The organism is Embleya sp. NPDC001921, from assembly GCF_053594475.1.
In genome coordinates this window covers 164,663-178,510 of sequence record NZ_JBSFEO010000019.1, presented here as the reverse complement: position 1 = coordinate 178,510, position 13,848 = coordinate 164,663, and the positions used below count along the sequence as shown (strand labels likewise).

At 73.4% G+C, this 13,848-nt stretch carries 13 protein-coding genes; 3 read left to right on the top strand and 10 right to left on the bottom strand.

Annotated elements, in window-relative coordinates:
• Positions 1 to 54: 54 nt before the first annotated feature.
• The 7 genes from ACWCPW_RS23175 to ACWCPW_RS23145 form a co-directional block, all read right to left on the bottom strand.
• Positions 55 to 294: a lipopolysaccharide assembly protein LapA domain-containing protein gene (locus ACWCPW_RS23175; protein ID WP_449763510.1), complete on the bottom strand. Its 240-nt coding sequence runs from the start codon at positions 292 to 294 to the stop codon at positions 55 to 57.
• Between the two features lie 104 nt (positions 295 to 398).
• Positions 399 to 1,178, bottom strand: a complete 780-nt coding sequence (locus tag ACWCPW_RS23170; protein ID WP_449763509.1) for a SpoIIE family protein phosphatase — start codon at positions 1,176 to 1,178, stop codon at positions 399 to 401.
• Positions 1,179 to 1,488: 310 nt separating this feature from the next.
• A complete protein-coding gene (locus ACWCPW_RS23165) occupies positions 1,489 to 2,121 on the bottom strand; it encodes an AAA family ATPase (RefSeq protein ID WP_449763508.1) in 633 nt (210 codons plus the stop codon).
• Between the two features lie 132 nt (positions 2,122 to 2,253).
• Positions 2,254 to 3,450, bottom strand: a complete 1,197-nt coding sequence (locus ACWCPW_RS23160) for a type III PLP-dependent enzyme (RefSeq protein WP_449763507.1) — start codon at positions 3,448 to 3,450, stop codon at positions 2,254 to 2,256.
• On the bottom strand, positions 3,447 to 5,183 hold the full coding sequence (locus tag ACWCPW_RS23155) for an IucA/IucC family protein (protein WP_449763506.1): 1,737 nt from the start codon (positions 5,181 to 5,183) through the stop codon (positions 3,447 to 3,449). Before ACWCPW_RS23155 ends, ACWCPW_RS23160 begins: the two co-directional genes overlap by 4 nt.
• 83 nt (positions 5,184 to 5,266) lie before the next feature.
• A complete protein-coding gene (locus tag ACWCPW_RS23150) occupies positions 5,267 to 7,045 on the bottom strand; it encodes an IucA/IucC family protein (protein WP_449763505.1) in 1,779 nt (592 codons plus the stop codon).
• Positions 7,042 to 8,250, bottom strand: coding sequence for an ATP-grasp domain-containing protein (locus ACWCPW_RS23145; protein ID WP_449763504.1), 1,209 nt, complete (start codon positions 8,248 to 8,250; stop codon positions 7,042 to 7,044). The genes ACWCPW_RS23150 and ACWCPW_RS23145 overlap by 4 nt, the downstream gene beginning before the upstream one ends.
• A 399-nt stretch (positions 8,251 to 8,649) precedes the next feature.
• On the opposite strand from ACWCPW_RS23145, the gene ACWCPW_RS23140 reads away from it, so the two are divergent.
• A complete protein-coding gene (locus tag ACWCPW_RS23140) occupies positions 8,650 to 9,465 on the top strand; it encodes a siderophore-interacting protein (protein WP_449763503.1) in 816 nt (271 codons plus the stop codon).
• Between the two features lie 198 nt (positions 9,466 to 9,663).
• Here ACWCPW_RS23140 and ACWCPW_RS23135 read toward each other — a convergent pair whose 3' ends face one another.
• Positions 9,664 to 9,957: a DUF6343 family protein gene (locus tag ACWCPW_RS23135; protein WP_449763502.1), complete on the bottom strand. Its 294-nt coding sequence runs from the start codon at positions 9,955 to 9,957 to the stop codon at positions 9,664 to 9,666.
• 171 nt (positions 9,958 to 10,128) lie between these two features.
• Here ACWCPW_RS23135 and ACWCPW_RS23130 point away from each other — a divergent pair, with 171 nt between their 5' ends.
• Positions 10,129 to 10,428 carry a hypothetical protein gene (locus ACWCPW_RS23130; protein WP_449763501.1) on the top strand — a complete coding sequence of 100 codons (300 nt, stop codon included), beginning with the start codon at positions 10,129 to 10,131 and terminating at the stop codon, positions 10,426 to 10,428.
• Between the two features lie 65 nt (positions 10,429 to 10,493).
• Complete coding sequence (locus tag ACWCPW_RS23125; protein ID WP_449763500.1) at positions 10,494 to 11,441, top strand: D-2-hydroxyacid dehydrogenase family protein; 948 nt, start codon at positions 10,494 to 10,496, stop codon at positions 11,439 to 11,441.
• A gap of 163 nt (positions 11,442 to 11,604) precedes the next feature.
• Here the strand turns inward: ACWCPW_RS23125 and ACWCPW_RS23120 are convergent, their stop codons facing one another.
• Complete coding sequence (locus tag ACWCPW_RS23120) at positions 11,605 to 12,396, bottom strand: class I SAM-dependent methyltransferase (protein WP_449763499.1); 792 nt, start codon at positions 12,394 to 12,396, stop codon at positions 11,605 to 11,607.
• Positions 12,397 to 12,442: 46 nt separating this feature from the next.
• The gene (locus tag ACWCPW_RS23115; protein ID WP_449763498.1) at positions 12,443 to 13,678 is read right to left on the bottom strand and encodes an ABC transporter substrate-binding protein; all 1,236 of its coding nucleotides are present in this window, start codon (positions 13,676 to 13,678) and stop codon (positions 12,443 to 12,445) included.
• Between the last annotated feature and the right edge of the window lie 170 nt (positions 13,679 to 13,848).

Here is a 13,848-nt window from a genome sequence, read left to right as displayed (position 1 = left end):
CGGTAGGGCGCGGGGCCGGTGGGGTGCGGGGCCGGTTCGGCGCGGGGCCCGTGCTCACCTGGGCCGGCGGTTCCGCCCGATCAGCCATCCGATGAGCGCCCCGACCACGAAGGTGCCGGCCAGGACGAACCACAACGGGGCCTCCACCTCGGGAATCCAGAAGCGGATCGAGGTGGTCCCGGTGTTGGCCAGGACGAACCAGATGCTCAGCGCGATCACCACGACGATCACGATCTGCCGCATGGTGACCCGCGAGCGCCGCTCGGCCGTGCCGTGCTTCGAGGTCTTCGCCATGTTCGAACGGTAGGCCCGGCGCGGCCCGGGCGCGCCGTGGGCGACCCGAACGGGTGGCCCGGCCGCGCGCGAGTGCTCGGCCGCCGGTGCGCCCGCCCGTGCGCTCAGCCGCCCGCTCGCTCGGCCTCCAGCAGGAACAGCGCCGCGTCGCCGGCGAAGGACGCGTCGACATGGGCCTCGACGTCGACCGCGAGACGCTCCAGCGCGTCGACGAAGTCGCCGTGCAGCCGATCCGGCGCGCGCCGCGCCATCGGATAGCGCTCGCCGGCGGCGTCGTACGCCTCGGTGAGATCGTCGGTGTACAACAACACGCGCTCGCCGCCCCCGGCCGCGACCACCAGCTCCGACGGCCGCAGGCTGCCCGGGGTCAGCGCGCCGATCGGCGGGGTGGTGAAGGCCGGTTCGAGGTCGAGCACCTGCCGGCCGACGACCAGGAGCGGGGCCGGGTAGCCGCGATTGACCAGGGTCAGCGAGCCGGCCCCGGGCGCCTCGTCGATGTGGCCGACCAGAAGCAGTCGCACCATGGATCGATGGCCGCGCAGATGATCCTCGCGCAGGGACAGGGCGATCCGGTGCGCGACATCGGGCAGTTCCGGTACGTCGGGCGCCGCCGCGACGAACGCGGTGAGCACGTCCGCCGTCAGGTCGGGGGCGCACAGCGGGTCGCCGGACACGTCGCCGAAGAGCACCCGGGGGCCGAACGGGGTGTCCAGGACCCGACCGAACCAGGTGCGCGGGCTCGCGGACGGCGGCGCGGCGATCCGCCGCGTGGCGACCCGCAGCCCGGTGGCCTCGGCCACGGTGGTGGTACGCGGGTGCGGCTCGACGTCCAGTGCCGGCGAGGCGCCGGACGGGCCGCCCGCCCCGGTGTCGTCTGTACTCACGGGAACTCCTCGCCGATGGGTCACCCGACCAGATTCACCCCACCACCCCCACCTGAAACGAACCCCCGGCCTCGCCCCGCCGATGCCGGGCCGGGCCCACCACCACCCCACCCCTCGCGCCCTGCCGGCGCTGTCCGGCCGCCACCCACCCCGCCGACACCGGTCCGCCACCCCCTCCCGCCCGAGTCGCCGCCCCCACCGGCGTCCCAGCAGGCCCGGGCCGGGCGGCGGGCGCGCCACCGTCCCCGTCCCACCGTCCCGCTGCCGCCCGCGATCTGATCACCGCGCGCCCGCCGCCCCCGTGCCCGGATCAATCGAAGCGGATGTGCCTGGCGCCGATCCAGGCCCGGCGCAGCCGACCGCGCAGGGGGCCGTCGGTGTTCGGGGCCAGGGTCAGCCCGGCCGAGTGGGCGATGCGATCGGCGACTCGGGCGATGGCGATGTGATCGGTGCGGATGTGCTCGGCGAACTCCGGGTCGACCAGCCGCTCCAGGCACAGGTCGAGCCGGGAGACCGCGAAGCTCTCCCGGCGCAGCGGCGCGTCCTTGCCGCCCACGACCCGTACCGCGTGCCCGAAGCCGCGTTCGCGCAGGCGCCGCAGCACCGTCGCACGCTCCGCCAGCAGCGCGAAGTGCCGGACGTCGTGGCCGCGTTCGCGCAACCTACCGACGATCTCCCGGAAGTAGCCCGGCTCGACCACCGTCATCGGTGCGATCACCGGTCCGTCGTGCCTGGTCAGCGCCAGGTCCAACACCTCGAACACGCCCTGCCGCCAGGCCGGCAGATCCTGGAAGTCGCCGCGCAGCGCCGGCGGCAACATCCGGTGCAGGCCGAAGCCGACCTGCTCCGGATCGCAGACCACGCTGCCGGGCAACCGTCGTCGCAGTTCGTACGCGGTCTGAGTCTTGCCGCCCCCGAACGGGCCGTTGATCCACACGAGCATGTGCCGACCCTACGGCCTGTCCCCGGTCCCGACCCGGTGCACTCGGTCCGCAGGCTGCGGATGGGGTCATCGGGCGGGGTCACCGGGCGGGGTCACCCGCGGAGTCACCGGCGGTGGGTCACCGGCGGTGGGTCACAGGTAATGGAACGTCGGGTGGGGGTGCATCAGGAAGTCGTGGTGGGAGATGTTCCACGCGTACGCGCCGGCCAGCGCGAAGGCGACCCGGTCGCCGACGCGGAGTTCCGTGGTCGGGCGGTCGCGGGCGAACACGTCCTTGGGAGTGCACAGTTGGCCGGTCAGGGTGACCTCGGTGCGGTGGATCTCCGGCCGCGGCCACGGGTGCGGCCACGGGCTCGTGGTCGGCACGATCACGCACGGCTGGTCGTGGCCCTTGGCCGCCGGGGTGCGCAGGTGGTGGGTTCCGCCGCGCAGCACGGCGAAGGCCCGGCCGCGGCTGTGCTTGAGGTCGAGCACCTCCGTCGCGTACCAGCCGGAGTAGGCGGTCAGCGCCCGACCCGGTTCGATCCGCACGGTCAGGTCCGGGCGGTCGGCCACGAGCCGGTCCAGGCCGGCGCCGAAGCGGGCCCAGTCGAAGCGGGCGGTGGGGTTCGTGTAGTCGACCGCCATTCCGCCGCCGATGTTCACCTCGGGCCGGGTGATCCCGTGCCGGTCGGCGATCTCGCGGGCCCAGGCGAGGACGCCTTCGGCCAGTGCGAGTCGACGCTCCGCGTCCAGGCCGCTGGCCAGGTGCGCGTGGATGCCCCGAACCCTGACCCGACCCGCGTCCGGGCCGCGGAGCACGCGCAGGCAGGACTCCACGTCGTCCGGGTCCATGCCGAACGGGCCGGGATCGCCGCCCATGGTGAGCGCCGCGCCGCGCAGGACGTCCGGACCGAGCGGCAGGTTCACCCGCAGCAGCACGTCGACGTCGTGGTCGGGCCGGGTCCGGGCGGCGAGCGCGACGAGTCGGCGCGCCTCGTACGGACTTTCGACATGAAGGCGTCCCACGTCCAGGCGCAGCGCGGCGGTCAGCTCGTCGACGGTCTTGCCGGGGCCGCCGAAGGCGACCGGCATCGTGGGCAGATGCGCCCGTACGTGCGCGAGTTCACCGCCGGAGGAGACCTCGTAGCCGCTCACGTGGCCGGCGAGCGCGGTGAGGATCTCCGGCGCGGGGTTGGCCTTGGCCGCGTAGTACAGCTCGATCCGCGCCGGCAGCGCCGCGCGCACCGCGGCCGCGTGTGTCCGCAGGTGGGTCGTGTCGTGGATGTAGGCGGGGAGTTCGGCGGGGTCCAGGTCGGCCACCCGGGTCCGTACGGCCGGTGTGATCATCGTGCGCTCCGGGCGGGTGTGCGGGCGGCGGTGTCGGGTCGGGACGCGGCCAGCGGCGAGGGGATGTGGACGTACTGCGCCTCGCGGTCGGCCCGCCGCTCCCAGCGGGCGAGCAGGTTGGCCTTGGCGGGCAGCGGCGCACCCGCGAGCAGCGCGCGCAGCGGCGGCGGTTCGCCGTGTTCGGCGGCGCAGTCCGCCAGGACCGCCCGCACCCGGGCCCACAGGCGGGTCTCCAGACGCGGGTACAGGTCGGTCAGCGCGGCGAGGAACTCGGCGATGTTGTTGACCAGCAGGCAGTAGGCCACTCGATCCCAGCCGCGCCGGGCGCTGTACGTCATGGGCTCGGCGACCGAGCGCGGCAACGCGGCCAGGGTGGCCGCGTGCGGCCCGGGCAGCAGCTTGGTGCCCTCCATGTCCCGGATCAGCACCTGGCGGGGCCGGCCGGCGTCGTCCACCGCGAGCAGCACGTTCTGCAGATGCGGCTCCAACACCACGCCGTGCTCGAAGTAGGCGGCCAGCACCGGCGGCACCAGCAGCCGCAGGTAGTCGTCCCACCAGCGGATCGCCGCGTCCGGCCCGGCGCCGTCCAGCAACCGGGACACGTGCGCGGACCCGGTGGGGTACTCGGCGGCCACGGCGCCGGCCAGCAGCGCCGTCGTGCCCGGCCGCAGCAGCGTGTCGAGACCGTCCCGGACGATCACCCCGAAGCCTTCGAGCAGTTCGGGCGCGACCGTCGCCGACAGGCTGCGGTACGCGGGCTCGCCGAGCATCGCGAAGTCCGGTCGCCGGGCCGCCGATCGGGCCAGGATCGGACCCAGCGCGCGGGTCAGCGCGACGGCGCCGGACAACTCGTAGGCGGCGTTCTTGCGCACACAGTTGGTGATCCGCACATTGAGACTGAACTTGAGGAAGGCGCCCGCGCCGGCGAGCGTGCGCACCGACGCGGTCGGGGTGAACGAGTCGCCCCGCGGGCCCAGGTCGAGCACGTCGCCCCGGTCCAGCGCGGCCCGCAGGCGCGGGTGCCCGGAGAGCAGTTCGTACTGCCACGGGTGCGCGGGCAGCAGCGTGTATCCGGCCGGCACCGGGCCGAGCCGGTCCAGCACGGCCGTCGCCGACTCGGACAGCCTCTCCTGTGCCACCAGTTCGTCGCGCACCGCCAGATGCCGCAAGCGGAACGCGGCCCGGGCTTCGGGTGCGTAGGCCGCCCATGTCGCCGGGTCGGCGCCGCGGGCCTTGGGCGTGGGATGGAAGCGGTGTCCGAACAGCAGGGCCTGCTCCGAGTCGAGGTAGCGCGAGGCGGGTCGCGCGGACCGGCGGGCCAGTCCCGCGCGCACGCCCGCGTGGCTGGACGCCAGTTGGCCCAGGAACTCGTCGTTGCGCACTCCGGTTCGCAGGCCCAGTTCGGCGTGCACACGCTCGGCCACCTCGGGCCAGGTCAACACGTGCCAGGTGGAGCCGCGCAGTTCGGCCACCGGGCCGGTGAAGCGATGGTCGCCGAACAGTGCGGCGCGGCGCAGGCGGACCCGCAACCGGGTCCCCGAGCGGGCCAGGTGCAGCCGCAGGTGCCCGCCGTCGCCGGGCTCGACCACGCTGCGTCCCTCCGGCCGGCAGACCTCCCGATGCAGGCAGTTGAGCAGGGTGTGCACGACGACCTCGTCGGCGGAGGGCGGCTGGGGCGGCGCCTGGCCGGTGTGGGCGGGGTCGGTTCGGGGTTGCGCCGACGGCAGCGGCATGGGCGACTCCAACGATTCGAGGGCGAGGCGAGGTGCGCGGTGCGCGCTGTACGGTCGGACGGGTCGACGGTCGCGGTCCATCGCTAGGTCGAACGCGCCGCACCACGAAGGTAGTTCGGCCCGGTCGTGTAGTACTTGTTGATATCTGCCGCGCCGGAGCGCTCCTTGGTGAGCAGCGTGCCGGCGGTGATCATCGCCTTGACCGGCAATCGTTGCCCGTCCAGCGCGCGGCGCCGCAGTTCCGGCGGCGCCAGCACGGCCAGCCGCTCGCGCACCAGCCGCAGCAGTTCGTCCCGCTCCGGCGGGGGCAGCGCGAACGCGAGGGCGCCGGCGCACAGGTGCACGGTGATGGTGAGGAACAGGTCGGCGAGCGGGCCGTCGTCGGCGGTGTAGGTGCGCGCGTCGTCGAATCCGCCGTGCGGCAGCGGGCAGCGGGCCGGATTGACGCGCGGGCCGTCGTTGTCCTTGAACAGCAGGCGGGCCGGGTGACCTTCGGCCAGGACCAGGGACAGGTTCTGCGGGTGTGATTCGAGCGCGATGCCGTACCGGAACAGCGTGGTCTGCCAGTCCAGGAGCAGCGTGAGGTAGGCGTCGAGCAGCGCGAATCGATCGCCCGCGTGGAATCGGTCGGCGACCCGGTCCAGGGTCAGGGCGCCGTCCGGTCCTCGGGCGAGCAGTGCGGCGAGCGGCAGCACGAGGGCGTGCTCCAGGCCGGGCGGATGCCGGCGCACCAGCACGCCCAGCAGTTCGTGGTCCGCGTGCAGGTAGCTCTGTTCGTCGGCGAGCAACACCCGGTCGTGAAAGCGTGGTTCCCGGCGCAGCACCTCGGCGAGCAGTCGTCGGCCGGCGGCGCCGTCGACCAGGGTGCCGGGTTTGATGGTGCGCCGGTTGCGCACGCCGAGGGTGGCGATCGGCAGCGGGAGCTTGAGATGCACGGCCGGGTCGCGGGTCACCGCCACGGTGCGCATCGACAGGGTCGGGCGCACGTCCAGATACTCCCGGTCGGTCGGCACGGCCGGGTCCGGGAGCCGGTCGAACGTCAACGGGTGCACGGGCAGGGCGAGATGGCTGCCCGCGAGGTCGGGCCGGCCGAGGTCGGCGGGGGTCGGCCACCAGGGCGGCAGGGTCCCGGCGCGGGTGATCGCGTCGCGCGGGAGCAGGGCCCAGCGCAGGCGGAAGCTCGGGTGGTGTTCGGGCGCGTACCGGCACAGCGCGGTCTCGGTCAGGCCGGAGCGGGCGCGTGCGGTGGGGTAGAGCGGATGGTCGACGTGCGCGGCCAGGGTGTCCAGGGCCGGGCCCGATCCGAGCCCGGTCCACGCGCTCGGGTCCTGGCCGTACCGGTCGGCGAGCCCGGCGCGAACGGCCGGGCCGGTGCGCGCGAGCAGTCGGCCGGCCCGGGCGGCCTGCCGGCATTCCTCGGCGAAGGCGTCGAAGCCGGACCGGTCCCGTGGATCGGCCCAGTCCCGCAGGATCGCCAGCAGTCGGTCGGTATCGGTCACGCGCCTGCCGTCCCACGACGCCAGCACGAGCGGCGCGCGGGCGGCGTACTCGCACTGGAACCCGTCGGCGCGGACCGGCAGCAGTAACGCGTGCGTGCCGGTCGGTGCGGTCAGCCGCAGCCAGGTCCCGTCCGGTCGCTGTTCGGGTACGGCGGTGCCGCGCAGGCCCAGGACGTCCTCGCGCAGCACGGTGTCCAGTACCCGACACAGCAGTTCGCCGTCGAAGCCACCGGGCCCGTCGGCGATATCAGCGGTATCGGCCGTATCGGCCGCGTCGGACGGCGGGTCCGCGGCGGCGGCGTCGAGCGGCGCGTCCGGGCCGGCCGGGGGTGGCGGCGGGTCGCCGGCGGCGTGTTCGGTCATGGCGTGATGCTCCACTGCCGGCCGGTCAGGAAGGCCTCGGCGGCCCGGTCGACGGCGGCCCGGTCGGTGCCGATGGTGCGCAGCACTCCGAGATAGTCCCGGTTGGACCCGTACACCGGGTGTCGTTCGCCGATCGCGCGCAGCGGGTGGTAGTCCACGCGGGTGTCGCCGGCCGGGTCGGAGCGCACGCGGTCCGGGCCCGCGGTGAGGATGCCGGCACGGTCGGCGCACGGGTAGTCCACCCGGGCGTGCCCGCCGGCGCGCGCGCCGAGGTCGGCGGGCAGGTCGGTGCCCAGGTGCACGCGCAGGATGTGCTCGAACAGCGGGATGCCGAGCACGTCCCGCAGCAGCAGGTCGCATTGGTCGCCGATGGCACGGTAGTTGACCTCGATGATCCGGGGGCGCCCGTCCTGGACCACGAATTCGGTGTGGCACGCCCCGAATCCCACCCCCAGCGCGCCGAGTTGGGCGAGCACGGCGGTGGTGGTCGCGGCCGGCGGTTGGGGCACCAGATCGAGCCGTGTCTCGACGAAGTACGGCGGTGGCGACAGCCGGGTGTGGAAGCCGCCCAGGACCCGGATGCCGTGCCGGTCGCCGAGCGTCTCCAGGGTGTGCAGTTCTCCCGGCAGGAACTCCTCGACCAGCAGCGCCGCCGCCGGGCGGCGGGCCTGGATCTCGGCACAGCGCTCGAGCAGTTCCGCGTCGTCGGTGACCAGGACCACGTCCTCGCCGGCGACGCCCTCGCGCGGTTTGACCACGCACGGAAACGGCGGTGCGAGGTCGAGCAGGTCGGCGGCCGACTGCCCGGGCGTCAGTTCGGCGGCCCAGACGGTGTCCGTGCCGGTGTCGGCCAGCCGGCCGCGCATCCGGGCCTTGTTCTTGGTCCGCAGCGCGGCCTTCCAGTCCTTGGTCGGGAGGTCGAAGTAGGCGGCGGCGAGCGCGGCTTGCACCTGGAGGTGGTCGCTGTTGGTGAACACCGCGTCCGGGCGGTGCCCGCCCGAGATCCGGTCTATCACCGCGCGGAAGTCGCGGACGTCGCAGTCCAGCACTCGCACCCCCGGGAGCGAGGCGCACAGTTCGCGGTGTCGCGCGGCGTGCGCGGGGTCGGCCAGAAGGGTGACGTGCAGTCCGAGGCGGTGGGCGGCGGGCAGGAATCCCTCGGTCACCGAGTCGGTGGGGTTGAGCGCGAGCAGGTACAGCCGCATGCGTGATCGGTCCCCCTCGGACATGTCGACCCGGACACGGCGAACCGGGCACCTCGACCCGGGCACGTCGAACGGGACCATCGGCCGGAGCGCCGATCCGGACCCGTCCACCCGGACGCCCAACAACTTAGGGTAGGCATACTTGCCGGCCAAATCCGGTCGGTCCCAGGGCCGTTCGGGCGTGCCCCGGTCGGTCCTCGGTCGGTCCCCGCTGAGTTCCCGGCGAGTCCTCGGGTTCGCCCGGCGCGTCGTCATCGGCCACCGGGAGTCTGTGGTTAGGTTAACCTAACCACGACATCGTCTCGGGTCGTCCGTGGCCGACCGTGTCCGAGAGGGCGAGTTCCAATCTCCACCGAACGTGAACGCCGGGCGCAGCTCTACCGGCCCTTCCAGCTCACCGTGGTCCGCAACACGCCGATCACCCGCAACGCCACCCGGATCACCCTGACCGGTCCCAGGTTGGCGCACTTCGTCCCGGGCGGGCCCGACCAGCGGGTCAAGCTCTTCGTGCCGCGCGAGGGTCGGCCCGCGTCCCGGGTCACCCGGGACGACCTGACCTGGCGCGAGGCGTGGACGCGGATCCCCGAGGCCGACCGGCCGTACCAGCGCACCTACACCGTGCGTGCGCACCGGTCGGATCCGGTCGAGATCGACATCGACTTCGCGCTGCACGCGCCGGGTGGACCCGCCTGCCGCTGGGCCCGCTCCGCGCGTCCCGGCGACGCCATCGAGCTGCTCGGGCCGACCGCCGAGCGCAACGGCGGCTACAGCTTCGAGCCGCCCGCCGGGTGTCGGCTGTTGCTGGCCGGCGACCACGCGGCGCTGCCCGCGATCGGCTCCATCGTCGAATCGCTGCCGCCGAACGCACGCGGGCACGTCTTCGTCGAGGTGGCCTCCGAGGCGGATCGCCAACATCTCGCGGCGCCGCCCGGGATACGGGTGGACTGGATTCATCGCGGCGACGCGCCGGCCGCGGAGAACCGGCTGCTGGACGCGATCCGCGATGCCCACCTGCCGGTCGACCACGGGTACGCGTGGCTGGCCGGTGAGGCCGGTCGGGTGCGCGCGCTGCGCCGCCACCTCAAGGACGAGCGCGGCATGGACCACCGCTCGATCGCCTTCATGGGCTACTGGCGCATGGGCCACACCGAGGAGACCGCGCACACCGAGCCCGCCGCCCGGGCCGAACCCCCGGTGGCACAACCGGCGCACTGACACAACGGGCGCACCGACGGACGCACCGCGCCGTCGGACGCACCGTGCCTTCGGGCACGCCACACCGTCGGGCACGCCGAGCGGGAGGCCGACCGTACACGCGCCGAGCGGCACGCGGGCGGAACGCCACCCCGCGTGCGTCGAGCGACCCGCCGACAGGTTCGCCGAAGCGCCGGCCCACCCACGACCGGCCGCCGCTCACCGGTCTCGCGCCGACCAGGTCCGCTCGCCACGCATCCGCCGCGCGATGACCACAAGATCGATCCAGGCGATCAGCGCCGTCGCCGCGCACGCGACCGCGGCGACGATCCACAGCGTGCGCACCTCGCTCGTGACATCCGTCGAGGCCGCCCACGCGCACAGCGCACAACCGACCACGAAGAACGGCAGCGCGATCGTGGACATGACCCTGCGCGCGGCGAGGTCGCTGCGCGGATGGGCCGCCTCGCTGCCGGGAGGGCGCTTGGCCGGAGCGCGATGTCGCCCGTTCATACCTTTCGCATACCCGACCACCCGACCGGTACGCGAATCGCGGCGGGCGGCGTTCGCGGCGTTTGCGGGCATCGGCGCGCGGGGGGAGCCTGAAAGGGTACGCGGCCGAGTCCTCACGGGTGCCCGTGGTGGGCGCCGAGCACGGTCCGTACGCGAGACCGGGTGAGATCGATGCGCATGTTCCTCCAGGCACGCATGGACACCGAGGCGGGCAACCGGGCGATCGCCGACGGGTCGCTGCCCAAGACCATTCAGGCGATCGTCGAGCGACTCCACCCCGAGGCGGCCTACTTCACCGCCGTCGAGGGTGACCGCTCGTGCCTGTTCGTGTTCGACATGCAGGACTCGTCGCAGTTGCCGAGCATCGCGGAGCCGTTCTTCTCGATGGGCGCCAAGGTGAGCGTCAAGCCGGTGATGAACCTCGAAGACCTGCACAAGGGCTTGGGCGCGCTCGACGGCCCCGCCCGATAGGGTCGGACCCGCGAGCCGACCGGGTGATCCGCGTTCGGCGGTCGCCGGACGCGGGGGGACGACAGGTGTTTCGGGTCGCCGTCATCGACGACTACCAGGGGCCGGCCGCGGCGCTCGACTGTTGGTGCAAGCTGCCCGAAGGCACCGAGGTCGCGTTCTTCCCCGACCACGTGACCGACACCGAGGCGCTGGTCGAGCGGTTGGCGCCGTTCGACGCGGTGGTCGCGATGCGCGAGCGCACTCCGTTCCCCGCCGGACTGCTCGCGCGCCTGCCGGGCCTGCGGCTGCTGGTCACCACCGGGATGAACAACGCCGCCATCGACATCGAGGCGGCCCGCGCGCACGGCGTCACGGTGTGCGGCACGCGGTTGTTGCCGCATCCGGCGGCCGAGTTGACCTGGGCGTTGATCCTCGAACTGGCCCGCCGCACCGGCGCCGAGGACGCGAGCCTGCGCGCCGGCGGATGGCAGCGCGGCATCGGGTCGGACCTCGCCGGATCCACCCTCGGGGTGATCGGTCTGGGCAAACTGGGCGCGCGGGTGGCCACCATCGGCGCGGCGTTCGGGATGCGGGTACTGGCCTGGAGCCAGAACCTCACGGCCGAGCGCGGCGCGGAACTCGGTGTGGAGGTGGTCGCCAAGGACGAACTCTTCCGCCGCGCCGACTTCGTCTCCGTGCATGTGCGCTACAGCGAGCGGACCAGGTCCCTGGTCGGCGCGCCCGAACTCGCCCTGATGCGCCCCACCGCGTACCTGGTCAACACCTCCCGGGCCGCGATCGTGGACCGGGCCGCCCTGCTCGCGGCGCTGCACGAGGGTCGGATCGCCGGTGCCGCGCTGGATGTGCACCACGTGGAGCCGCTGCCCGCCGACGACCCGATCCTGGACGCCCCCAACACCATCCTCACGCCGCACATCGGCTATGCGACCCAGGGCAACTACACGCTGGCGTACACCGACGCGGTCGAGGACATCGCCGCGTTCCTGGCCGGTCGACCGGTACGCGAGCTGTAGGCGCGGCCCGGCGGAGCGCCCGCACGATGTTCACCGATTGTCCCGTCGACCGTACAGACCGTCACCAGGCCCCGCGTGAGGGCTCGTGACCGGGCACCGGACGCGACGACGTCGCCCCCTGCCGGAGCGTCGACAGGGGGCGAGGTTCGTGCGCCGGCTCGGGTCAGCCGGCCGTCGGCTTGGTGCCGATCGTGGAATACAGCCGCCAGCCGGTGGTGACCAGGCCCGGCTGGGCGGCGACCTCCTGAAAGCGGTCCAGGAGGTCGCCGTCCAGACCCGACTCGGCGAGCCGGGACCGCAGTTGCCGGGCGTTGCAGGCGTACAGGCGGTGCGCGAGGCCGGGTCCGGCGCAGTCCGCGTCGGAACGGGTCACCCGTACGTCGGTCAGGCCCGCCTCGACGAACGCGTCCCTGGTCGCCGCCGCCCATTCCAGGTCGGCGCCCCGGCTGCGCAGTTCGGCCAGGATGCCCGCGACGACCTCGGTGAACACCTTCTCGTCGGCGGGGTCGGCGCAGGCCAGGACGCGCGGCGGCTCGGGGCAGTACCAGTCCTCGACGACCAGGACGCCGCCGGGTTCCAGCGCGTCGACCAGGCGCGACAGGATGGCCCGGCGCTCGGGTATGTGCAGCAGCACCAGCCGCCCGTGGATGCCCCGGTAGGGCCGGCGCGGCAGTTCGTCGGTACGCAGGTCCAGCGGGAAGGTGCGGATCGGCGCGCCGTCGACGGGTGCGGCGAGCGGGCGCGCGTCCAGGTCGGTGGCGTGCACGACGCCGATCGGACCGATACGGCGGGACAACTCCCGGGCGATGCTGCCCAGTCCGTAGCCGATCTCCAACCATTCCTGGCCGGTGGGGTCGTCGAGGGAGTCCAGCACCATCCGGGTGCTGGGGTCGAGCAGGCTCTGCAGGGTCTCCAACTGGAAGGTGATGTCGTCGGCTTCGGCGAACGCGTACAAGAGCCCTCCTGGGGTGGGTGAGCGGTGCGGAACGGGACCGGCGGGATCAGCCGCCGAGGACGGCGAGTTGCTCGACCGCCACGTTGGCCCGCTTGGGGCCGTCGTTGCGCACCTCGAAGCGGTACCACTGCTGCACCGGCGAGTGGGTGGCCGGGTTGAGCTGCATCACGCCGCGGGGGCTGTCGATCTGTCCGACGTTGCCCAGCGCGGTGTTCACCGCCTCGGGCGTGAGCGTCTTCTTCTCGGCGCGGACGGCGGCGATGGCGGTGTCCAGCGACCGGGCGATGTCCCACGCGGCGACGGCGTAGATGGTCGGGCTGCGGTCCGGGTGGCGCTGCTGCCACGCGGCGACGAACGCCCGGTTCGCCGGGTTGTCCAGGTCCGCGCCGTAGGTGGCGAAGGTGGTGATCCCGGCGGCGGCGTCGGCCTGCGCGTCGAGTTGGCGCCCCTCGGTCAGCGGTCCGCTGCCGTACAGCGGGAGCTTGGCCGCCTCGGAGGCCTTGTACTGCTTGACGAAGTCGACCGCCGCGGTGCCCGCGTAGAACGCGTAGACGGCCTTGGCGCCGCTCTGCGCGATCTTGTTCAGGTAGGGCAGGAAGTTCTGGGTGGCCGGGAAGGGGGTGAAGGTGGTCTTCCCGTCCGGGTTGGCCAGCGTGCCGCCGGCCTTGGTGAACGACTCGGTGAAGCCCTTGAGTTGGTCCCAGCCACCCTGGTAGTCCGGGCCGATCGCGTAGACCGGGCCGTTGACGTGTTCCTTGACCCAGGGACCGGCGGCGGCGCCGGCCTCGTAGGACTGGGTGTTGAACGACCAGACGTGCGCGGTCAGTTTGGGGTCGGGGAACTCGGGTCGGCCCGCGACGCCCATCAGCGCAGTGTTGTTGGCCGCCGCGATCGGCAGCACACCGGCCACGCTGCCGCCGCTGACGATGCCGGTGATGGCCAACACGTTCTGCTGCTTGACCAGTTCGGTCGCGGCCGGGACGGCGGTCGGCGGGCCCGCGCCCTCGTCACGCACCAGGATCTCCGCCTTGAGCCCGCCGAGCTTGCCGCCGTGCGTGTCGCGGTACAGCTCCAGCCCCGCCCGGGTGTCCTCGCCGACGGCGGCGTAGGGACCGCTCGCGGGGGTGAGCAGGCCGATCCTGGCGACGGCCTCGGAGGCCTTGGCCTTGTCGTCACCGGCCGCGCTGCCCGAGCACGCCGACAACACCAGGAGTAAGCCGGTGGTGGCGATGGCCAGCGGGGTGCGGGTGCTGCGGAACCGTCTACTGGTGCTGCTGCGCATGTCGGTCTCTCTCTCGGCAGGTTCGGCGATACGGGGGTTCGAACTCTCCGGATGTGGCTGCCGGTTCGCTCGCGCGACGACGTGGAAGGCGGTCTCGGGCGCGCGGGAGCCGGGCGGGGCGGACGCGTCGAATCGGCCGGTGGGCCGAGGCGCGCGAATACTCCGGACGA

Coding starts and splice junctions, on each gene's coding strand:
- ACWCPW_RS23175 (WP_449763510.1), bottom strand. CDS start 294: ATGGCGAAGACCTCGAAGCACGGCACGGCCGAGCGGCGCTCGCGGGTC.
- ACWCPW_RS23130 (WP_449763501.1), top strand. CDS start 10,129: ATGCGCATGTTCCTCCAGGCACGCATGGACACCGAGGCGGGCAACCGG.
- ACWCPW_RS23135 (WP_449763502.1), bottom strand. CDS start 9,957: ATGAACGGGCGACATCGCGCTCCGGCCAAGCGCCCTCCCGGCAGCGAG.
- ACWCPW_RS23115 (WP_449763498.1), bottom strand. CDS start 13,678: ATGCGCAGCAGCACCAGTAGACGGTTCCGCAGCACCCGCACCCCGCTG.
- ACWCPW_RS23150 (WP_449763505.1), bottom strand. CDS start 7,045: ATGACCGAACACGCCGCCGGCGACCCGCCGCCACCCCCGGCCGGCCCG.
- ACWCPW_RS23160 (WP_449763507.1), bottom strand. CDS start 3,450: ATGATCACACCGGCCGTACGGACCCGGGTGGCCGACCTGGACCCCGCC.
- ACWCPW_RS23155 (WP_449763506.1), bottom strand. CDS start 5,183: ATGCCGCTGCCGTCGGCGCAACCCCGAACCGACCCCGCCCACACCGGC.
- ACWCPW_RS23165 (WP_449763508.1), bottom strand. CDS start 2,121: ATGCTCGTGTGGATCAACGGCCCGTTCGGGGGCGGCAAGACTCAGACC.
- ACWCPW_RS23145 (WP_449763504.1), bottom strand. CDS start 8,250: ATGCGGCTGTACCTGCTCGCGCTCAACCCCACCGACTCGGTGACCGAG.